A 21163-nucleotide genomic window follows, 5' to 3' on the forward strand; every position below is an offset into this window, starting at 1 on the left:
ATAATGAACAATCCTAACGACATTGGTTTTATTCATGACATCAGTTCGCTGGATACCCTGCGTCAAAAAGCAGTGAAGGAAGGTAAAGATGGCGAGCAAGAAGCACTGCGTGCAGCGGCTCGTCAGTTCGAATCTATTTTCACCTCCATGATGTTGAAATCCATGCGAGAAGCCAATGAGGGCTTTGAGTCCAACATGATGAACAGCCAGAACGAGAAGTTCTATCGACAAATGCTGGATGAGCAGATGGCGAGCGAGCTCAGTTCGTCTGGTTCAATGGGCTTGGCCGATATGATTGTCAAGCAATTAACGGCTGGGCAAGGTAACGACAAGAGTGAAACTGCAATGCGTGATGCGGCAAATAATGCCGTGGAATATCGTCGTGTTGACCCGAAAAAAGCGCGTGAGATTGAACAGCGCTTGATTGAATCTGGTCAGCTATCTCGACCAAGCAATGAACCAACTCGATTCGATTCGCCAGAATCTTTTGTTAACTCGATGAAGCCATACGCGGAGAAAGCCGCGAAAGCCCTAGGTGTCGAGCCATCTCTGCTACTTGCGCAAGCGGCTTTGGAAACCGGGTGGGGACAAAAGGTAGTGAAGAACGCGCGTGGCAGCAGCAACAACTTATTTAACATCAAAGCAGATCGAAGTTGGCAGGGTGACAAAGTGACGACTCAAACGCTAGAGTTCCACGATAATACGCCAGTGAAAGAGACGGCAGCGTTTCGCGCCTACTCAAATTACGAAGACAGCTTTAATGACTTTGTGCGCTTTTTAAATGACAACCCACGTTACGAGACGGCATTGCAACAGCGAGGGAATTCAGAGTCCTTCATTCGCGGCATCCACAGCGCGGGTTACGCGACTGATCCGAATTACGCAGACAAAGTCCTGCAGGTGAAGCAGAAAATCGAAAGTATGTAATTTACTCTTCGCCAGTTCATGTTGTTTTCGAAGGCTTGCCACTGTGCAAGCCTTTACTTTTTCTGAACATTCACACCTCTATTTTATTTGGCACACCTTTTGCTTTGATGTGTCTAGGTGATCGGTTTTGCCGATTTTATTTCGTTTTTGGGGGCATGTATGGCGTCAGATCTTCTGAATGTAGGTACTCAAAGTGTGCTTACTGCTCAGAGACAATTAAACACCACTGGTCATAACATTTCTAATGTTAATACAGAGGGTTATAGCCGCCAGTCTGTTATCCAAGGTACGAATGATCCGCGCATGTTTGGTGGTTCTACCTACGGCATGGGGGTGCATGTGGAAAATGTTCGCCGCTCGTGGGATCAGTTTGCCGTGAATGAACTGAACTTGTCGTCAACCAACAATGCCAACAAAACGGATACCCAAGACAATCTTGATATGCTCTCTAGCATGTTGAGCTCAGTTGCATCGAAGAAAATTCCAGAGAACTTGAACGAGTGGTTCGATGCGGTCAAAACCATGGCAGATACCCCGAACGATTTGGGGGCACGGAAAGTGGTATTGGAAAAGGCGAAAATCTTCTCTGATACATTAAATGACTTCCATGAAACCGTGCGATTGCAATCTGATGTGACCAATAAAAAATTGGATATGGGCATTGAACGCGTGAACCAACTTGCCTTGGAAATCCGCGATGTGCATCGGTTAATGATGCGCACACCCGGTCCACATAATGATTTGATGGACCAGCATGAAAAGCTGGTTACTGAGTTATCTGAGTACACCAAAGTTACCGTAACCCCACGCAAAAATGCGGAAGGGTTTAATGTTCACATTGGCAATGGACACACGCTAGTTTCTGGCACGGAAGCAAGCCAGCTCAAAATGATTGACGGCTATCCTGATGTTCACCAAAGACGATTAGCGATGGTGGAAGGAGATGGCATTAAAGCGATCAAGTCTGACGACATGGATGGCAAAATCGGTGCCTTGCTTGAAATGCGCGACAAACACATTCCACAACTTCAGGATGAAATGGGCCGTTTAGCGACGGGCTTTTCCTACAAAATTAATCAGCTGCAATCTCAAGGTCTGGATCTTAACGGTAAGATAGGTAAAGACGTATTTACCGACGTGAACTCTGAGCTGGTGGCAAAATCTCGAGTTTTTGCTGCGCCTGACTCTCAGGCTGATGTTGCGGTTTACATTGATGATATCTCAGCGATCAAAGGTGGTGAATATTCGCTACGTTATGATGGCGACCAGTATAGCGTGACAACACCGAAAGGTGAGCAAATGTCGTTGAACATTGATCAATCAGATTCTTCGTTTGTTCTGGATGGTATGAAAGTGCAAATCGGTGAAGGTCTTGCCGCTGGTGAGCGCGTATTATTGCGCCCAACACGAAGTGGCGCAGCCATCATCAAGATGGAAACCAATGATGCAAAAGCCATTGCAGCGCAAAGTTATGAAGCTTCAACCACTTTTGCTCAAGGTAATGCCAAGTTCAAAATTCGTGAGGCGGGGGATGTCAAAGAGTTTGAGGTTACCGTACAACCAGCCGACGAGAAACATGATAAGCCATGGTTAAAGATCACGGACAACAAAGGCAATTTGCTATCGGACAAATACTCATACCCGCTAGACAAAGATAACCCGATGATTGAAATCTCAGTGCCGAAAAGTCATCCGCTGTATAAAAACGGCGATGCGACTGTATTTGAGCTGAGCGAAGGTGCGCTGATGAATGACAAGTTCACCGCTAACTTGGTGCCTTCGGAAGGTGGTAATGGCAACTTGAGAAAAATGCAGAAGATCCAAACAGATAAGATGATGGACGGAAAATCCAGTACCTTGATTGATGTTTATCATAACCTCAATACCGAAGTCGGATTGAAATCTTCTACAGCAAACCGATTAGCCTCTGTCGCTCGCTTAGAGCATGAGGCGGCACAAGAGCGCGTTGCTTCTATCTCTGGCGTTAACCTCGATGAAGAAGCGGCCAACATGATGAAGTTTCAACAAGCGTACATGGCTTCATCACGTGTGATGCAAGCGGCGAATGATACCTTCAATACCATTTTACAACTGAGGTAAGGAGAAGAGATAAGTGCTAACCCGAATTTCTAGTTTCCATAACTATCAGTCCGTACAAAATGATTTGCGTCGTCAAGAGAATAAGGTTCACCATAACCAAGAGCAACTTGCTTCAGGGAAAAAGTTACTGAAACCTAGCGACGATCCCCTTGCGTCGCATTACATTCAAAATATTAGTCAGCAACAAGAACAGCTACAACAATATCTTAGCTCGATAGTGTTGGTGCGTAATCGTCTAGAAAACCACGAAGTTAATATCGCCAATGCAGAGAACTTTGCCGACGAGTCGAAGCGCTTAACGATGGAGATGATTAACGGTGCGTTTTCTGCGGAAGACCGACAAGCAAAGAAGCGTGAGCTAGAAGAGATTGCGAACAACTTCCTTAACTTAGTGAACTCGCAAGATGAATCTGGTAACTACGTGTTTGCGGGTACTAAGCCAAAAAGCCAACCATTCTATCGCGATAAAGACGGTAGCGTGCAGTACGCTGGAGACGATTACCAGCGCAAAATGAAAGTCTCCAGCATGCTTGAGATGCCAATGAACGATCCTGGCAGCAAGCTGTTTATGGAGATACCAAACCCATTTGGCGACTATCAGCCGAATTACGATCTACAAAACGGTTCTGAGTTGCTATTAAACAGAGCCACTAACGTTGATACGAAGGATGATGCGGCGTATCGCGTGACATTTGTCGATATGAACAACGGCAAATTTGGTTACCAACTAGAGCGTAACGGTAAAGTCGTGGATGCCGATGAGTTTTCTCCAGAAAAAGGCATTGAGTACAAAGGCCTGAAAGTGCACGTAAAAGGTCAAATTACGCCTGGCGATAGCATCGAGATCGAAAAGCGGGCAGAGTTCAGCATTTTCGATACCTTCAAGGATGCAATGGCGTGGTCAGATAAATCGGTGTCGGATACGTCGGCGACCGCCAAATTGCACCAAATGACAGAAGAATTTCACGCTGCTTTTATCCATTTGAATAAAGCGCGTACTGATGCTGGCGCTCGATTGAGCACGCTCGATATCCAAGAGCAAAACCACGAAGACTTTAATTTGTCTCTGGCGAAAGCGAAGAGCAACTTTGAGGATTTGGATTACTCTAAAGCCGTTATCGAGTTCAGTGAAAACTCGCGAGCGTTACAGGCATCGCAACAAGCATTCGGTAAGACCAAAGATCTAACTCTGTTTAACTATATTTAGTCTGACTTAAGACACACTGTCTGATTTTTGATGCCTTATGTGCAAAGCCTTAAGTGCGATAAATCGACGTAAATTAAGAGTCATGCTATGCGGCACGATTTTACCCAAAGCGGCAATGACGCGAGAGGCAAGTCGGGCGGCAACAAAGTAGCGGTCAATATCTATGAAGCAAGATGAGCCTCATTATCCGGAAATGGTTTAGTGATAACGCTAACTTATTGTTTATGTGCTTCTTTTAAAAGCGGTGAAATAAATTTTATAAGTTGGCACACAAATTGTATTGAAAATATCAGAACAGATTTAGAGATTCTAAACCCTGCGTTTAAGGCAGATTTAGCAAGTAATTTTTACGGTCAGTGCTTATCCAAATGAGAGTAAAGCTGGCCGCTTCGCAAAAGCTTGCGAACTCAAAAGGAGAGCAAAATGGCTGTAACAGTTAGTACTAACGTCTCCGCGATGACCGCGCAGCGTTACCTAAACAAAGCGACTGACGAATTAAATACGTCGATGGAGCGCTTATCTTCAGGACATAAGATTAACAGTGCAAAAGATGATGCGGCAGGTCTACAGATCTCCAACCGCTTAACTGCACAGTCTCGTGGTCTAGATGTCGCAATGCGTAACGCGAACGATGGTATCTCGATTGCACAAACCGCTGAAGGTGCGATGAATGAGGCAACATCTGTCATGCAACGTATGCGTGACCTTGCTATTCAATCATCGAACGGTACTAACTCTCCGGCTGAGCGTCAGGCGATCAACGAAGAGTCAATGGCATTGATTGACGAGCTAAACCGTATCGCAGAAACCACGTCATTCGGTGGCCGTCGTCTATTGAACGGCTCATTCGGTGAAGCGGCATTCCAGATTGGTGCGAGCTCAGGTGAAGCAATGATTATGGGGCTAACCAGCATTCGTGCGGACGATACTCGCATGGGCGGTGTGACCTTCTTATCGGAAAACGGTAAAGATAAAGATTGGGGCGTTGACCCAGCTAAATCGGATCTAAAAATCACTTTGCCAGGTATGGGTGAAGACGAAGACGGCAATGTCGATGATCTAGAAATCAACATTAATGCAAAAGCAGGTGACGACATCGAAGAGCTTGCAACGTACATTAATGGTCAGTCTGATATGATCAACGCGTCTGTAAGTGAAGATGGCAAGTTACAAGTTTTTGTTGCACATCCAAACGTTCAGGGTGAAATTTCAATTTCGGGTGGATTGGCGTCTGAGCTTGGTTTGAGCGATGAACCTCTTAGAACATCAGTACAAGATATTGATATGACAACCGTACAAGGTTCTCAAAACGCTATCTCTGTACTGGATTCGGCACTGAAATACGTGGATTCACAACGTGCGGACTTGGGTGCGAAGCAAAACCGTCTGAGTCACAGCATCAACAACTTGGCAAACATCCAAGAAAACGTTGACGCGTCGAACAGCCGAATTAAAGACACGGACTTTGCGAAAGAAACCACGCAAATGACCAAAGCACAAATTTTGCAACAAGCAGGTACATCAATTCTTGCTCAAGCGAAACAGTTGCCAAACTCTGCAATGTCACTATTGCAGTAGTTTACTTAGCCTGTACTCAATACATTCAGACGTGGATGGGAATGCAGGCTTTTGGCAAGCAACTTTACAATAGAATGAGCGGCTCTCTCATCTCTCACCTGCCAATCATTTTCAATGTAAAGTTGCACTCGGTATGCCGGAAATGTGTTCATTTCTCTTGATCTCCACATAGGCTCTGGCGACCAACCTAGCCCCAGTTCTCTCAAAGGAAAAGGGGCTTTTTCTTTTCTAATTCTCACGTCTATCGTCTGCGAACTTACCTTTAATTGTTTCCTTTTGCTGGTTTTCTATACAATTTGGCCCTCTCGGCTCGATTTGTGGAAACTTGAGCACTTTTTCTTACTTTTCTTCAATTTTTTTAGCCAAATCTCGCAATGTTATTTTTTTAAATTTTTTTCTAAAGCTTCTGAATTTGGTGTCGTTAATAGGGGTAACTTTGAGAGAACTACTTGGTTTTCCGAGACGTCGGAAACCGCTATACCGGAAAATCAATTGGAGAAATCACCATGGCAGTGAATGTAAACACTAACGTATCAGCGATGACCGCCCAGCGTTACCTAAACAACGCAAACTCAGCTCAACAAACTTCTATGGAGCGTTTGTCTTCGGGGTTCAAAATCAACAGCGCAAAAGATGACGCTGCGGGTCTACAAATTTCGAACCGTTTGAACGTACAAAGCCGTGGTTTGGATGTGGCGGTTCGCAACGCGAACGACGGTATCTCAATTGCACAAACCGCTGAAGGTGCAATGAACGAGACCACTAACATTCTTCAACGTATGCGTGATTTGTCTCTACAATCAGCAAACGGTTCAAACTCGAAATCAGAGCGTGTGGCGATTCAAGAAGAAGTGACCGCGCTAAACGACGAACTAAACCGCATCGCAGAAACCACGTCTTTCGGTGGTAACAAGCTACTAAACGGCACACACGGTGCGAAATCGTTCCAAATCGGTGCGGATAACGGTGAAGCCGTGATGCTTGAGCTAAAAGACATGCGTTCAGACAACAAAATGATGGGCGGTGTGAGCTACCAAGCTGAAAGTGGTAAAGGTAAAGACTGGAACGTTGCTGAAGGTAAGAACGACCTAAAAATCAACCTAACGGACAGCTACGGCCAAGAGCAAGAAATCAACATCAGCGCAAAAGCAGGTGACGATATCGAAGAGCTTGCGACTTACATTAACGGTCAAACTGACCTAGTGAAAGCATCAGTAGACCAAGACGGTAAACTGCAAATCTTTGCTGGCAACAACAAAGTCGAAGGCGAAGTCGAGTTTTCAGGCGGCCTATCTGGCGAGCTAGGTTTGGGCGAAGGTAAAAAAGTAACGGTAGATACTATCGACGTAACCTCAGTTGGTGGCGCACAAGAATCTGTCGCTATCATCGATGCGGCACTGAAATACGTAGACAGCCACCGTGCAGAGCTGGGTGCATTCCAGAACCGTTTCAACCATGCAATCAGCAACTTGGATAACATCAACGAGAACGTGAACGCGTCGAAGAGCCGTATCAAAGATACTGACTTCGCGAAAGAAACGACTCAAATGACCAAGTCACAAATTCTATCGCAAGCGTCAAGCTCAATCCTTGCGCAAGCGAAGCAAGCGCCAAACTCAGCGCTAAGTCTGCTAGGTTAATCACCTTAATAAGACAAGATACAAAAGCCAGGCTCATCCCTGGCTTTTTTGCTAATCGGCTATAACGATTTAGATGCGTCCCAACAGGATGTTCGACAAGGCACTCATATCGATTAGATGGTCTCTTTAAATACCAATGTTGCCGCGATGGTGGCGCAGAGACACCTGAGTCAAGCAGCAGCGCAAAACGTCGAATCACAACGCAACCTGACTTCTGGTTTTCGAATTAACTCGGCGAGTGATGATGCGGCAGGTTTACAGATATCCAATACTCTCCATGTGCAAACGAGAGGGCTTGATGTCGCCTTAAGAAATGCGCACGATGCTTATTCGGTCGCGCAAACCGCGGAAGGCGCGTTACATGAGAGCAGTGATATTTTGCAACGGTTACGCTCTCTAGGGCTTCAAGCGGCAAATGGTAGTAACGATACCAGTGACCGACAAAGCATCCAATACGAGGTCGTAGCGCTGCAGGATGAGCTTGATCGTGTCGCGATCACGACAACATTTGCGGATAAAAACCTGTTTGATGGATCTTACGGTTCACAAAGTTTCCATATTGGAGCGAACGCTAATTCAATCTCTTTGACGTTACGTAATATGCGTAGCCATATCCCAGAGATGGGAGGGCAGCATTATGTTGGTGATGCGGTCGATAAAGATTGGCGAGTCACTAAAGATAACCAAACTCTAAAAGTCGAATACCAAGACAGTAAAGGGCAAACCCAAACGGAATCCATTGGGCTCAAATTGGGTGATCGCATAGAACAGGTCGCCACTTACATCAATGCTCAACAATCGGTAGTGAGTGCCTCAGTAACGGAAAACAATGAACTGCAATTCTTTGCCTCTACGATTAATACGCCAGAAGGAGTGGAGTTAGAAGGCAGTTTAGCGGATGAGCTTGATATAAGCACTGGTCAATTAGTCACAATGGATGACATCGATATGTCGACGGCTGGTAAGGCGCAGCTTTCAATTGGGGTGATTGATGCAGCGATCAAGTACGTTGATTCGCACCGAAGTGAAATTGGCAGCTTTCAGAATCGTGTAAATGGTTCGGTGGATAACTTAAATACCGTGAATCGGAGTGTTACGGAATCCAAGAGTCGAATAAGAGATACAGACTTCGCAAGAGAATCTACGGAAATGGTGCGTTCTCAAGTGCTCCAAGATGCGACAACTGCGTTATTGGCTCAGGCAAAACAAAGGCCGAGTTCGGCACTTGGTCTACTCAGTTGAATCTGGTAAGAAAGCATAAACTTCAGGTAATAAAAAACGCTGCCAATGGCAGCGTTTTTTCGTGTTCGGCTAAGTAAAAATTACTTAGTTACACGTAGAACTGGAGTTTCACCAACAGTCACAGAACCAGAAAGCTTGTTCAGCTCTTTGATTTCGTCCATGTTAGAGATAACAACTGGAGTTAGCGTTGACTTCGCTTTCTCTTCTAGAAGAGCTAGATCGAATTCAATTACAGTGTCGCCAGCTTTAACAGTTTGACCTTCTTCAGCGATACGCGTGAAGCCTTCGCCTTTTAGTTCAACTGTGTCGATACCGAAGTGAACGAAAAGCTCAACACCGTCGTCAGACTCGATAGAGAATGCGTGGTTAGTTTCGAAGATCTTACCGATAGTACCGTTTACAGGAGCTACCATTTTGTTGCCTGCTGGCTTGATAGCAATACCGTCACCAACGATTTTCTCAGCGAAAACAACATCTGGCACGTCTTCGATGTTTACAATCTCACCAGAAAGTGGCGCGATGATTTCGATAGCACCAGCGTCAGCGCTGTCATCAGATACAAGCTTCTTAAGTTTGTCAAACAGACCCATTGTGTCATGCTCCTAAGGTTTGGTTTTATTCTGTCGAATTATAGTATACCAATATAGCGCATTAGACGACTTTTTTCGCCGTCTAATGGCCATTAAGTATTGAATTACTTGGTACTACCGATTACTGAGCTTTCTCAGCAATAAACTTTTCTACCACTGCTTCGATTTCTGCAGCTGTTGGTAAAGAAAGGGCTTCTTCAGCCATTGCTTTCACTTCTGCGAAGTTAGAGTTACGAACTACTTTCTTCACTTTAGGGATTGAAATGCCGCTCATTGAGAACTCGTCCAGACCCATACCTAGAAGTAGAAGCGTTGCACGCTCGTCACCTGCAAGTTCACCACACATACCAGTCCATTTACCTTCTGCGTGAGAAGCGTCAATAACTTGCTTGATCACGGTTAGTACTGCTGGTGATAGTGGGTTGTAAAGATGAGAGATCATCTCGTTACCACGGTCTACCGCTAGCGTGTACTGAGTTAGGTCGTTTGTACCGATAGAGAAGAAAGACACTTCCTTCGCTAAGTGGTGTGCGATCGCAGCAGCAGCAGGAGTTTCAACCATAACACCGATTTCGATGTTTTCGTCGAACGCGTGGCCTTCAGCACGTAGCTCTTCTTTGTACTCTTCGATCGCTTTCTTAAGCTCACGGATTTCTTCGACAGAGATGATCATTGGGAACATAATACGCAGTTTGCCGTGTGCAGAAGCACGTAGGATGCCACGTAGCTGATCACGAAGGATTTCACGACGATCCAGACTGATACGTACAGCGCGCCAGCCTAGGAATGGGTTCATCTCTTTTGGAAGATCCATGTATGGGAGATCTTTATCGCCGCCGATATCCATAGTACGGATGATCACAGCTTGACCGTTCATTGCTTCTGCAACTTCTTTGTACGCTTGGTACTGTTCTTCTTCAGTTGGTAGCGCAGTACGGTCCATAAATAGGAATTCAGTACGGTACAGACCAACACCTTCACCGCCGTTACGGAGGATACCGTCACAGTCTTTCACTGTACCGATGTTACCGCAAACTTCTACACGGTGACCGTCAGTCGTTTCTGCGTGTAGGTCTTTCAGTTTCGCTAGCTCTTCTTTTTCAGCTAGGAATGCCGCTTTAACCGCTTTCGCTTCTTCTAGTTCAGTTTCTGATGGGTTAACAACAATCTTGTTGTTCATCGCGTCAAGAATCAGCATATCGCCATTCTTAACTTTTTTCGTGATGTCGTTAGTACCAACGATAGCAGGAAGCTCAAGAGAGCGAGCCATGATTGAAGTGTGAGATGTACGACCGCCGATATCACAAGCAAAACCAAGTACGTAGTCTAGGTTAATCTGTGCCGTTTCAGATGGCGTTAGGTCGTAAGCAACTAGGATAACTTCTTCATTGATGTCGCTAAGCGAAACAATGTTGATACCCAGTGCGTTTTTCACAAAACGAGAACCGATATCGCGGATGTCAGTTGCACGTTCTTTTAGGTATTCGTCATCTAGTGACTCAAGAGCACATGCTTGCTCTTCGATAACTGAGTGGATAGCGTGATCCGCAGTCATCTTGTCGTTTTTGATAAGTGCTAGGATCTCTTCTTCTAGCTCTTCGTCTTCAAGAAGCATGATGTGACCTTCAAAGATCGCTTCTTTTTCTTCACCAAACGTTTCAAGCGCTTTTTGCTTGATAGTTTCCAGCTGAGCTGCAGATTTGTTACGAGCGTCGAAGAAACGCTGAACTTCAGCTTCTACTTGATCGTCAGAAATAGTGTTTGTGTTTAGGACAATTTCATCTTCTTGAAGTAGTAGTGCTTTACCGATTGCAATACCAGGAGATGCTAGGATGCCTGAAATCATAGCCTTACCTTAAGTTTGGTCAACTTTATAAAACGGGAGAATAATGGGTGCGCTAACGAATAGTTTTAGCTTAGTTTTGAGCCTATTTCCAACGAAGCCATTTTGCTTTCACAAAATGGCTTCTGGAGTAGGAGACCGGATTAGTGTAGTTGGTCCATTAGAGCAACTAGGTGGTCAACTGCTTGCTGAGCTTGTGGGCCTTCAGCAGAAATAGTTACTTGAGTACCTTTTACTAGGCCTAGTGTTTGTAGTTTGAATAGGCTCTTAGCGCTAGCGCTTTTACCGTTAGAAGTCACAGTGATGTCTGCGTCGAATGCTTTTGCTTCTTTAACAAACTGTGCAGCTGGACGAGTGTGAAGGCCGTTTTCTGCTGTGATTTCTACTTGCTTCTCGTACATGTGATATACCCCAATAAATGTATTTTTTTGTTAGTTTGTGACTAGATTTTAGCTTAACTGCTTTACATCTTGTGCGCTAGCACGGGAAGAGTTCAAAGCGCGTCAGTTCTGATACTAGTCAAAAGTTTGGTAACTACGCAACTGTTTGCGTGCGTAATCACTTTGAAACCTTTTTGTGTTCTGCTTCTTTATTTTGAAGCTAGAAATAAAACACCCTGATATTACCAAAGGTAGGGCAGGGATCAACAAAAAAGCCCCTAAACGGGGCTTTTTTAAACTAAAAATTGATTTGAACACATATTATTGTTGGTTCTCTTTTTCGGTAAAGATACCTGCAAAGAGTGCTGTGCTTAGGTAACGCTCACCTGAACTTGGTAGAACGGTTACAATTGTTTTTCCTTCAAATTCAGGGAGTTCTGCAAGTCGGTTGGCTGCAACAACAGCCGCACCAGATGAGATACCAGCTAGGATACCTTCCTCTTCCATTAGGCGACGAGCCATCTCAATCGCTTCTTCTGAGGTGACTTGTTCAACGCGGTCAATAATGTCTAAATCGAGGTTACCTGGGATGAAACCAGCACCGATACCTTGGATCTTGTGCGGAGCAGGTTGGATTTCTTCGCCAGCAAGTGCTTGTGCAATAACTGGAGACTCTGCTGGCTCAACTGCGACAGAAGTGATGGCTTTACCTTTTTCACCTTTGATGTAACGGCTTGTACCTGTGATAGTACCGCCCGTACCAACACCAGCAACGAATACGTCGATTTCACCGTCTGTCGCTTCCCAAATCTCAGGGCCCGTAGTCTTCTCGTGGATTTCTGGATTCGCTGGGTTGTCAAATTGTTGAAGAAGTAGGTACTTCTCAGGGTTGCTTGCTACGATTTCTTCTGCCTTAGCAATCGCCCCTTTCATGCCTTTCGCCGCTTCAGTCAGCTCAAGGTTAGCGCCCAGTGCTTTAAGTAGCTTACGGCGTTCTAGGCTCATTGATTCAGGCATGGTCAATGTTAGCTTGTAACCGCGAGCGGCCGCTACGAATGCTAGAGCAACACCTGTGTTACCACTGGTAGGTTCTACAAGCTCTACACCTGGCTTAAGAAGCCCCGCTTTCTCTGCTTCCCAAATCATGTTTGCACCGATACGGCACTTAACACTGAAGCTAGGGTTACGCGCTTCAATTTTCGCGAGAACTTTGCCTTTGCTTACTTTGTTTAGACGAACGAGAGGTGTATTACCGATAGTAAGAGAGTTATCTTCGTAGATTTTGCTCATAGTGATGTTCCTTCATTACACGTTGTGTGAATATGGATAGAAGAATATGCGGTATGAAAAAAAGGGAAAAGGATTAAAAAGTTATATCTTATTAGGTTGGCCCAGAACTTGATAAAAGAAAAGGGAAAAGCTGGCGCTGATCCCTTTCCTTAATCTCTAATCGACTATCGTTGGTGCTTAAACTCCACCACCCACATAGCGGTTGCGCCACATATTGCTACAGGCATGACAATGAGGTTCAAAATTGGGATCGTCGTAAACACAGACACCAATACCCCAAAGCCATAGGCCTTACCTTGCTTTTGTTTCAATTTGTAACGCATGTCGTTAAATGGGATTTTATGGTTATCAAACGGGTAGTCACAATATTGAATCGCGAGCATCCAAGCGGTAAAAATAAACCATAAAAATGGGCCTACTGTTTGCCCAAGGGCAGGTATAAGCAATAACAGGAATAGGCCTATTGCTTTAGGTAAGATGTAAAGAAGCTTTCTCCATTCACGAGCTAAAACGCGAGGAACATCTTTCAGGACGGCAGTGAAACCATCATCATTTACTTTTTGTCCCGTTAAGTACTCTTCCACTTTTTCAGCTAAGAGGCCATTGAATGGCGCGGCGATAAAGTTCGCGAGTGTGCTGAAAAAATAGGAGAAGGTAGCGAGTATTGTCAGAGCGAGTAAAGGCCAAAGAATGTAAGTTAACCAGGATAAAAACTCAGGCAGCTGCCCAATCCAGTCTTCGATCCATATATTAAGGTTTGAAAATAGATAGAAGATGGCACCACCCACAAGCAAGATATTTGCAAGTAGAGGTAAGATGACAAAGCGTCTGATTTTAGGGGCAAGTGCCAATTGTATCCCGTATAGAAAATAACCGAATCCGGTTCTCTGCTGATTGTTTTGCTTCATGTCTATTTTGGCTTCGTGTAAATGAAAACTCATTGTACCTGTGAGGGCTTTTCTTTCAATGCCCTGACAAATGACGTCTTGTTAAGTGGAATCGTGGCAAGAATCACAACAAAAAACGGAACTTCTTGCATTAAGTTGTTCTAAATCTACATATAGTTTTGGTAAAGTAAACGTATCATTCAGATTTATTGCACTTGGGTTGCTGCTCAAGGAACTGCGAGTAGTAAAAACAAGTATATTGAGAGTAAATAATGCAGGAATTGCGATTCGTACTCATTGTTGTTGGCGCATTAGCCATCGCGGCATTGCTGTTTCATGGTTTGTGGAGCAGTAAAAAAGAAGGCAAAGCAAAGTTTGGTAACAAGCCGCTTGGTAAGCTGGATGTTGACCAAGGGGACAAAAATGATCTTGTCGAGAAAGAACGAGACTTCGCTCCCGCTCCTGAAGATGACTTTGAGATCATTCGTAAAGATCGCAAAGAACCAGATTTTGGGATGGCGAGTTCTTTCGACAACAAATTTGAATCTGACCCGCTATTCGGTGGTCCATCTGAAGTAACACAGACACAGCAGGAGCCAGATGACATCCCTTCATTTGTTGCAGAAAAAGATAAAGAAGAGGACGTTGAGCCTGTTGTTCAAGCACCAGTAGCTGAAGAGCCACTCCAGTCTGCTGTGGAAGAAGAAGCTATTCCCGCCGCGTTTGATATTGCTGAGAAAGAACAGCAAGTCGAAACGGTTAGTGAGCCTGTCGTTGCAGAGCCTAAGGAAGAGCCAAAGCCAGAACCTGAAATGCAAGTGATTGTGTTGAATGTGCACTGTGCGGGTGAAGAGCCATTTGTTGGTACTGCTTTATTTGAGAGTATGCAACAAAACGGCTTAATTTATGGCGAGATGGATATTTTCCACCGTCATGTCGACTTGTCCGGTAACGGCAAAGTGCTGTTTAGCGTCGCTAATATGATGCACCCTGGTACGTTTGAGCATGCTGATCCTGCTGAGTTTACAACGAAGGGTATTTCATTCTTCATGACATTGCCTTGTTATGGCGAGGCTGAACAGAACTTCAACTTAATGCTCCGAACTGCGCAGCAAATTGCTGATGATTTAGGTGGCAACGTTCTTGATGACCAGCGTAACTTAATGACGCCAGACCGTTTAGCGTCTTATCGACGTCAAATAGTTGAGTTTAATGCCGCTAACGCATAATCTTAACAGCAAATAATAATAGGGCTCCGGATGGAGCCCTTTTTCTTGGATTTCCCAACCTCACCGATTGAAAATACACGGGGCTTTACTATGTCTGAATCAGTACTTCAGCGATTAGAAGAACTAAAAGAGTCGTTGCATTACCACGCTGTGCGTTACTACGTGGAAGATAACCCAGAGATCCCTGATGCCGAGTACGACCGCTTAATGCGAGAGCTCCTGGATATTGAAGCTGAGAACCCTGATTTAATTACCGTAGATTCACCAAGTCAACGTGTCGGTGGACAACCTCTCTCTGCGTTTAGCCAAGTGACACATGAAGTACCGATGCTTTCGCTTGATAATGCGTTTGATGACAGCGAACTTGATAGTTTCCATAAGCGAGCACAAGAGCGGGTGGGCAGTCAGAGTGTGAAAGAATACTGTTGTGAGCCGAAACTGGATGGACTCGCAGTTAGTTTACTGTATGAGAACGGTGTGTTAGTTCAGGCGGCAACACGAGGCGATGGCACTACTGGCGAGAACATCACAGAAAATGTACGTACGATTAAAGCCATTCCTTTAAAACTCAGGGGTAATGACTGGCCAAATCGTCTTGAAGTTCGTGGTGAAGTCTTTATGCCGAAAGCTGGGTTTGAAAAGCTCAATGAATTAGCAAGGAAGAAAGGCGAAAAAATCTTTGTCAACCCACGTAACGCTGCGGCAGGTAGCTTACGACAATTGGATTCACGCATTACGGCTTCTCGTCCCCTTAGCTTCTATGCATACAGTGTAGGCGTGGTGCAAGGCGCGGAATTGGCGGCAAGTCACTACGAACGCTTCTTGCAAATTAAATCTTGGGGATTACCAATGTGCCCGGAGACCAAGCGAGTTGAAAGTTTGGCGGATGTAAAAGCTTACTACCAAGATATCTTGCAGCGTCGTGATGCCCTTCCTTATGAGATCGATGGTGTCGTCATTAAAATTGACGATATTGCCGTGCAAGAGCGTCTTGGATTTGTTGCTCGCGCTCCACGTTGGGCGATTGCCTACAAATTCCCGGCTCAGGAAGAAATGACGACGTTGAATGAGGTGGAATTCCAAGTCGGTCGTACTGGTGCGATTACACCTGTTGCTAAACTAGAGCCTGTATTTGTTGGCGGGGTAACGGTAAGTAATGCGACGCTTCATAACGCAGATGAGATAGAACGTCTGCAAGTTAAGATCGGTGATCACGTTGTGATTCGTCGAGCGGGTGACGTTATTCCTCAAGTCGTTTCTGTCATCAAAGAGCGTCGACCAGAAACGGCGCGAGATATTATTTTCCCAACTCAGTGTCCGGTTTGTGGTTCGCATGTTGAGCGGATCGAAGGAGAGGCGGTAACACGTTGTACGGGTGGCTTAGTTTGCCAAGCCCAACGTAAACAAGCGCTAAAACACTTTGTGTCTCGTAAAGCGTTAGACGTTGACGGTCTAGGCGATAAAGTGATCGAGCAACTTGTTGACCGTGAGATGGTGAAAACTCCTGCTGACTTATTTAAGTTATCTGCGGGGATTTTAACGGTATTAGATCGCATGGGGCCAAAGTCTGCGCAGAACATTGTGAATGCGTTAGAAAAATCAAAAGAGACAACGTTACCTCGCTTTTTGTATTCGCTTGGGATTCGTGAAGTTGGCGAGGCAACCGCCGCAAACCTAGCAATGCACTTTAAAACGTTGGAAGCCATCCAAAATGCTAACGAAGAGCAGTTAATTGAAGTGCAAGACATCGGTGCTGTGGTTGCTCAACATATTACGACTTTCTTCAGTGAAGAGCAGAACCAAGCAGTGGTTAAAGATTTGCTTGAACAAGGCATCCACTGGCCAGAGATTAATACTACTGAGCAGGTAGGGGAGCTACCGTTAGAAGGTAAGACGGTCGTATTGACAGGAACACTTTCTCAATTAGGTCGCACAGAGGCTAAAGAAGCCCTCCAATCCCTAGGTGCAAAAGTGACAGGTAGTGTTTCTAAGAAAACGGATATTTTGTTTGCTGGTGAAAATGCAGGTTCGAAGTTGGCAAAGGCACAAGAACTGGGTATCGAGATCAAAACAGAACAAGACTTACTCGAGTTGATGAATTAAGTCTTATCAAAAAAGCTAAAAAATAACTAAAAGCCCGATATGGTAAGCATGTCGGGCTTTTTTTTGCCCATAATTAAGTGCTTTTTTATTGAGTTTTTTATGCTTTTTATCTTTTCAGTGATCAAGATCTCCCATTGAATTATTAAGGTTTTTTACTTCTTTAGTCTGCGAGTGACTTCAAGTTGGAGTTCTAGGAGGTGATTTAAGTTATTGATATTTAATGTTTAACTGTCTTTTTGTGTTGGTGTTGTTAAAAGTAAGATCTGGATCAACAACTTATATGGAACTTTGGACTGGCTCATATTTTTTTAGAAAAAAAATAAGTTCCGTTTGGATGTTTTTAGCTGCGAAGTTAGTCTTAATCACGTGGATACACGGTGTGTATGCAGGAACTAAAAAAAGCCAAATTAGAAATAATGAGGTTTGATCAGGAATTTACTTCTCTCCTTCGGCGGCCAACTAAAGGTGAGATAGAAAAATACAGCTATATCCATTTTTAGGAGTTTTTCCATGGACAAATTTTTTAAGGTTTCAGCGTTAACCGCAGCAATGTTTGGTGTTGTTGCTGCTGCTCCAGCTACAGCGTCTACTGAAAGTGCAGCAGGTGGCGAGTACGTAGAGAAAGTGAACGAATTTATGCAAGACTCTAGTCTTAATGCATTATTTCTAGTTGATACTCGTTCTCGTACTCGTACAACAGGTAAGCCTGGCGGTGAAAACGGTGACCGTTGGAGTCGTCTAAACTACTCTTCTTACAACGCAATTTTAGACTTTACTTCTGGCTACCACGACGGTTGGGTTGGTGCAGATGTTGCGGCTTACTATTCTGGCGACCTTTACAACGATAGCCTTTACAATTCAAACGAAGGCTACCTATGTAACGAAATTTCAACTTGTAACAACCTAGACTGGGGTGCAGGTGATGGTCAACAGCTTAAAGTTTACAAAGCAGCACTGAAGTTCAAAGCAAACGAAAGCTTCAACGCGCGCTTTGGTATGCTACAAGCGGGTGGTAACGGTACTATTGGTAACGTTTGGAGTTTCGTACCTGGTACTTACCGTGGTTTCGAACTGAACGCTAAACTAGGCGATTTCAACCTAAGCTACTTTGGTGCAGACCAATTTACAGCACCTTGGCTACTTCACGAAGATGACTACGCGCCAGCGCTTTGGTCTGATACTTCATGGAGCTACCTACACTCTCTAGGCCTAAACGGTAACCTAACTGACAGCTTGTTTATGCAACTTGGTTTGGGTCAAGCTACTGGCGTTCAATATGCAAATGGTATCGACTGGGGTGCAGGTCAAGTAACTAGCTACCACAACGAAACTGACAACACTTCTTACAAGGCTTACTTGAAGTACACTGTGAGTGACCGTACAACTCTAGCATTTGATTTCTACGGTGTTGACGATGATGTGAAATACGATGGTCTAGGTTTCCACACTGGTCTATCTTTGAATCAATCTTTCGGCAAGCTAGCTTGGATGTCTGAGCTACGCTACACAGACACAGACAACCGTGCTGACTTCGTTCCACGTACAATTCATACTTACGGTATGAACAACGGTACTTGGTCTCAGTGGTGGGATGCACTGTCTGACTGGAACAAAGCGGGTGAGCTAGCGTGGTACAACCGTCTATCTTACAACCAAGGTAACGGCTGGAACTACTACCTAGGCTTTGGTTACGGTACTGGAGCTGATTCTGCAGCAAGCGGTGCATCAGGTGACTGGGATTACGAAAGTGAATACGCAGTTAACGCGACAGTATCTTACTCTCTACAGAGTGGTGCACTGAAAGGTTCTACGATCCGTCTACACGGTACAATCCTAGAGCGTGATGAGTACGCTGGTGCTGGTGATGCGGATGAAACAGACCTACGTCTACAAGTTCTTATCCCTTACAGCTTCCACTAATACTTAGTGAGATGATAAAAAGGAGCCGCTAGGCTCCTTTTTTTATTTTACTTCTCGACCATCATATATTTTGCAATATAACGGCGGTAGCATATGCACGTTACCGTTTGGTAACTCACACTTTATCTCTGGGGCTAGCGTACGGCCACCTGAAGCACCATTAGCATGAGTAGTTAATGGAGCTACGGCAAAACATGCTAACAATAGACCAGCTAAAAACTTCATAATCATCACCTTAATGTAGACATTGAATATCTACTTGCTTGGATAAATAATGACTTTACTGAAAAGTAAGGTATCAATAGTTTCTTAATATTGAACTAACTACTGACTTCTATATTAGTTCCATTCTCCGCCTCTAAATCGACACATTTCACTTGGAATATTAGTGACATCACCGCTTGGCAATTTACATTCGACTATCGGTCCTAAATTAGTTGTACCACCATTTCCGTTGGTGTAGGCAAAGGAAGAAAAAGAAAAGATACCGCATAACATTAAAAAGAGAAGTTTCTTCATAGTACATCCTCTTACTTACCAAATAAAAAGCATTCAACTTAAATGCTTATGCGTTAAGTATGTATGGGGGGGCAAAAAGATCAAAAAATAATTCAATAAAGTTTTATTTTTTAAAATAAATTTAGAAAGATAATTTATATCGATATATTTCTATCTTATTGATTATCGTATGATGAAGAATTAAATAATTGGAAGAAGAGGGTAGGTATTAATAATATTTCTGCTACTTATTTTTTGTTCGATTTTAATTAAATCAATGAAATGAAAGCGGTTGTTTAGATTAAAGTAATGGAGCATAGTTTGCCCCATTACTTTGGCATAAATTACTTAGAATCAGGCTCAATGATTAAAATAATACCATCGATATCTTTTATTTTAACGCGCGTTCCTGCTGGAAGTGCTTGATCCGACTGTGCCGACCACGTGGTATCGGCAACCTTGATACGATTGAGCCCAACAGAAAAGTCCTCTTCAATGGTAAGTGTGCGTCCGATTAACTGCTTATACTTTTGGTTCAGATCTCTTTCTTGGTCTTCTTTCTTGTCTTTAGACCATTGTCGTCGCCACCATAACCAAGTGGTGATTAAGCTGAAACTTGCAAAGCAAAGCCATTGTAATTGCCAGCTCATTGGCAAAACGGTCATTAGTGCCCCAACGATAAGTGCAGAAACTCCGAGCCAGAGAAAATATCCCGCAGTCCCAAGTAGCTCTACCGCTAGAAGTGCAAAACCGAAGGCTAGCCAATGCCAGAAAGAGACGCCTTCCAGCAAACTGAAAAAGTCCATAAGTTATTCTTTATCTTGTTGTTTAAACATCTCTGCTATCCCTGCAACCGAGCCCATTAGTCCGGTCGCTTCTAATGGAAGCATAATGATTTTGCCGTTTTCGGCTTGACCAATGCTTTTGATCGCTTCGGTATAGCCCTGAGCAATGAAGTAATTGACGGCTTGCATATCGCCTTTGGCAATTGCTTCAGAAACCATATAAGTCGCTTTTGCTTCTGCTTGCGCGGCGCGTTCACGAGCTTCAGCATGGAGAATAGCAGACTGCTTTTCGCCCTCAGCTTTTAATATCTCCGATTGCTTATGACCTTCAGCCTTTAAAATTTCAGCTTGGCGTACCCCTTCTGCTTCGAGAATCTCCGCTCGTTTATTTCGCTCGGCTTTCATTTGAGCATTCATCGCCGCCGTTAGATCGGATGGTGGCTGGACATCTTTTATTTCAATTCGTGTGACTTTTACACCCCATGGGTTGGTGGCTTGGTCAACAATTGCCAGCAGCTTGGAGTTGATCATGTCACGCTGACTCAGCATTTCGTCCAGCTCCATTGAGCCTAAAACGGTGCGGATATTGGTGAGAGTTAAATTTCTAATGGCATGTTCCAAATCGTTGACTTCATAAGCGGCTTTGGCAGCATCGATGACTTGAACAAATCCGACGGCATCAATAACTACGTTAGCGTTGTCTTTTGAAATGACTTCTTGCGCTGGAATATCAAGAACGCGCTCCATCATGTTGACTTTTTGCCCTATCTTATCAACAAATGGGATGATCAAGTTTAAGCCGGGTTTTAGCGTATGGGTGTAGCGTCCGAAGCGTTCGACTGTCCAGTTATTTCCTTGTGGCACCGTCTTAATGGCTGAAGATAAGATAACTACAGCAAGAACGACGAAAATACCGATGGTAATCAGTGAATCAATTGGCATGA

General features: G+C 44.3%; 17 protein-coding genes. 9 read left to right on the forward strand and 8 right to left on the reverse strand.

Translation table 11 applies throughout. The features are described from left to right. The 6 genes from flgJ (at window position 1) to J8Z23_RS04060 (ending at window position 8694) form a co-directional block, all read left to right on the forward strand. Complete coding sequence (flgJ, locus tag J8Z23_RS04035; protein ID WP_046874278.1) at window positions 1-927, forward strand: flagellar assembly peptidoglycan hydrolase FlgJ; 927 nt, start codon at window positions 1-3, stop codon at window positions 925-927. A gap of 159 nt (window positions 928-1086) precedes the next feature. Then, window positions 1087-3027, forward strand: a complete 1941-nt coding sequence (gene flgK / locus J8Z23_RS04040; protein WP_012842055.1) for a flagellar hook-associated protein FlgK — start codon at window positions 1087-1089, stop codon at window positions 3025-3027. A 13-nt stretch (window positions 3028-3040) separates the two neighbouring features. Then, entirely contained in the window at window positions 3041-4234 is a 1194-nt protein-coding gene (gene flgL / locus J8Z23_RS04045; protein ID WP_005393113.1) for a flagellar hook-associated protein FlgL, read from the forward strand. Window positions 4235-4657: 423 nt separating this feature from the next. Beyond that, window positions 4658-5812 (forward strand): flagellin, encoded by a 1155-nt coding sequence (locus J8Z23_RS04050; protein ID WP_006743025.1) that lies wholly within the window; start codon window positions 4658-4660, stop codon window positions 5810-5812. Window positions 5813-6318: 506 nt separating this feature from the next. Further along, window positions 6319-7452, forward strand: coding sequence for a flagellin (locus J8Z23_RS04055; RefSeq protein ID WP_005393103.1), 1134 nt, complete (start codon window positions 6319-6321; stop codon window positions 7450-7452). A 117-nt stretch (window positions 7453-7569) separates the two neighbouring features. Next, window positions 7570-8694, forward strand: coding sequence for a flagellin (locus J8Z23_RS04060; RefSeq protein WP_434635066.1), 1125 nt, complete (start codon window positions 7570-7572; stop codon window positions 8692-8694). A gap of 80 nt (window positions 8695-8774) precedes the next feature. Here the strand turns inward: J8Z23_RS04060 and crr are convergent, their stop codons facing one another. From crr to cysZ, 5 genes are all read right to left on the reverse strand, one after another. Continuing rightward, window positions 8775-9284, reverse strand: coding sequence for a PTS glucose transporter subunit IIA (crr, locus tag J8Z23_RS04065; RefSeq protein WP_005382041.1), 510 nt, complete (start codon window positions 9282-9284; stop codon window positions 8775-8777). Between the two features lie 121 nt (window positions 9285-9405). Then, complete coding sequence (gene ptsI / locus J8Z23_RS04070) at window positions 9406-11130, reverse strand: phosphoenolpyruvate-protein phosphotransferase PtsI (RefSeq protein ID WP_434635072.1); 1725 nt, start codon at window positions 11128-11130, stop codon at window positions 9406-9408. A 140-nt stretch (window positions 11131-11270) separates the two neighbouring features. Continuing rightward, window positions 11271-11528 (reverse strand): HPr family phosphocarrier protein, encoded by a 258-nt coding sequence (locus J8Z23_RS04075; protein ID WP_005382043.1) that lies wholly within the window; start codon window positions 11526-11528, stop codon window positions 11271-11273. Window positions 11529-11828: 300 nt separating this feature from the next. Next, the gene (cysK, locus tag J8Z23_RS04080; protein WP_005382045.1) at window positions 11829-12797 is read right to left on the reverse strand and encodes a cysteine synthase A; all 969 of its coding nucleotides are present in this window, start codon (window positions 12795-12797) and stop codon (window positions 11829-11831) included. A 164-nt stretch (window positions 12798-12961) separates the two neighbouring features. Further along, window positions 12962-13705, reverse strand: coding sequence for a sulfate transporter CysZ (cysZ, locus tag J8Z23_RS04085; protein ID WP_343429873.1), 744 nt, complete (start codon window positions 13703-13705; stop codon window positions 12962-12964). Between the two features lie 251 nt (window positions 13706-13956). On the opposite strand from cysZ, the gene zipA reads away from it, so the two are divergent. From zipA to J8Z23_RS04100, 3 genes are all read left to right on the forward strand, one after another. Then, window positions 13957-14913 (forward strand): cell division protein ZipA, encoded by a 957-nt coding sequence (zipA, locus tag J8Z23_RS04090; RefSeq protein WP_048626120.1) that lies wholly within the window; start codon window positions 13957-13959, stop codon window positions 14911-14913. A gap of 90 nt (window positions 14914-15003) precedes the next feature. Next, window positions 15004-17016, forward strand: a complete 2013-nt coding sequence (gene ligA, locus J8Z23_RS04095; RefSeq protein WP_041852978.1) for an NAD-dependent DNA ligase LigA — start codon at window positions 15004-15006, stop codon at window positions 17014-17016. A gap of 510 nt (window positions 17017-17526) precedes the next feature. Then, complete coding sequence (locus tag J8Z23_RS04100) at window positions 17527-18936, forward strand: porin (RefSeq protein ID WP_434635075.1); 1410 nt, start codon at window positions 17527-17529, stop codon at window positions 18934-18936. A 339-nt stretch (window positions 18937-19275) separates the two neighbouring features. On the opposite strand, the gene J8Z23_RS04105 is transcribed toward J8Z23_RS04100, so the two are convergent. The 3 genes from J8Z23_RS04105 to J8Z23_RS04115 all read right to left on the reverse strand — a co-directional run bounded on the left by J8Z23_RS04105 (window position 19276) and on the right by J8Z23_RS04115 (window position 21161). Beyond that, window positions 19276-19455, reverse strand: a complete 180-nt coding sequence (locus J8Z23_RS04105; RefSeq protein ID WP_074191004.1) for a hypothetical protein — start codon at window positions 19453-19455, stop codon at window positions 19276-19278. Window positions 19456-19778: 323 nt separating this feature from the next. Next, complete coding sequence (locus J8Z23_RS04110) at window positions 19779-20240, reverse strand: NfeD family protein (protein ID WP_012842052.1); 462 nt, start codon at window positions 20238-20240, stop codon at window positions 19779-19781. A 3-nt stretch (window positions 20241-20243) separates the two neighbouring features. Beyond that, a complete protein-coding gene (locus tag J8Z23_RS04115) occupies window positions 20244-21161 on the reverse strand; it encodes an SPFH domain-containing protein (protein WP_005393087.1) in 918 nt (305 codons plus the stop codon). Window positions 21162-21163 lie beyond the last annotated feature (2 nt).

Source organism: Vibrio sp. SCSIO 43086 (assembly GCF_051132235.1).
Lineage (GTDB): Bacteria > Pseudomonadota > Gammaproteobacteria > Enterobacterales > Vibrionaceae > Vibrio > Vibrio diabolicus.

Coding starts and splice junctions, on each gene's coding strand:
- flgK (WP_012842055.1), top strand. CDS start 1,087: ATGGCGTCAGATCTTCTGAATGTAGGTACTCAAAGTGTGCTTACTGCT.
- J8Z23_RS04050 (WP_006743025.1), top strand. CDS start 4,658: ATGGCTGTAACAGTTAGTACTAACGTCTCCGCGATGACCGCGCAGCGT.
- J8Z23_RS04055 (WP_005393103.1), top strand. CDS start 6,319: ATGGCAGTGAATGTAAACACTAACGTATCAGCGATGACCGCCCAGCGT.
- J8Z23_RS04060 (WP_434635066.1), top strand. CDS start 7,570: ATGGTCTCTTTAAATACCAATGTTGCCGCGATGGTGGCGCAGAGACAC.
- crr (WP_005382041.1), bottom strand. CDS start 9,284: ATGGGTCTGTTTGACAAACTTAAGAAGCTTGTATCTGATGACAGCGCT.
- ptsI (WP_434635072.1), bottom strand. CDS start 11,130: ATGATTTCAGGCATCCTAGCATCTCCTGGTATTGCAATCGGTAAAGCA.
- J8Z23_RS04075 (WP_005382043.1), bottom strand. CDS start 11,528: ATGTACGAGAAGCAAGTAGAAATCACAGCAGAAAACGGCCTTCACACT.
- cysK (WP_005382045.1), bottom strand. CDS start 12,797: ATGAGCAAAATCTACGAAGATAACTCTCTTACTATCGGTAATACACCT.
- cysZ (WP_343429873.1), bottom strand. CDS start 13,705: ATGAAGCAAAACAATCAGCAGAGAACCGGATTCGGTTATTTTCTATAC.
- zipA (WP_048626120.1), top strand. CDS start 13,957: ATGCAGGAATTGCGATTCGTACTCATTGTTGTTGGCGCATTAGCCATC.
- ligA (WP_041852978.1), top strand. CDS start 15,004: ATGTCTGAATCAGTACTTCAGCGATTAGAAGAACTAAAAGAGTCGTTG.
- J8Z23_RS04100 (WP_434635075.1), top strand. CDS start 17,527: ATGGACAAATTTTTTAAGGTTTCAGCGTTAACCGCAGCAATGTTTGGT.
- J8Z23_RS04105 (WP_074191004.1), bottom strand. CDS start 19,455: ATGAAGAAACTTCTCTTTTTAATGTTATGCGGTATCTTTTCTTTTTCT.
- J8Z23_RS04110 (WP_012842052.1), bottom strand. CDS start 20,240: ATGGACTTTTTCAGTTTGCTGGAAGGCGTCTCTTTCTGGCATTGGCTA.
- J8Z23_RS04115 (WP_005393087.1), bottom strand. CDS start 21,161: ATGCCAATTGATTCACTGATTACCATCGGTATTTTCGTCGTTCTTGCT.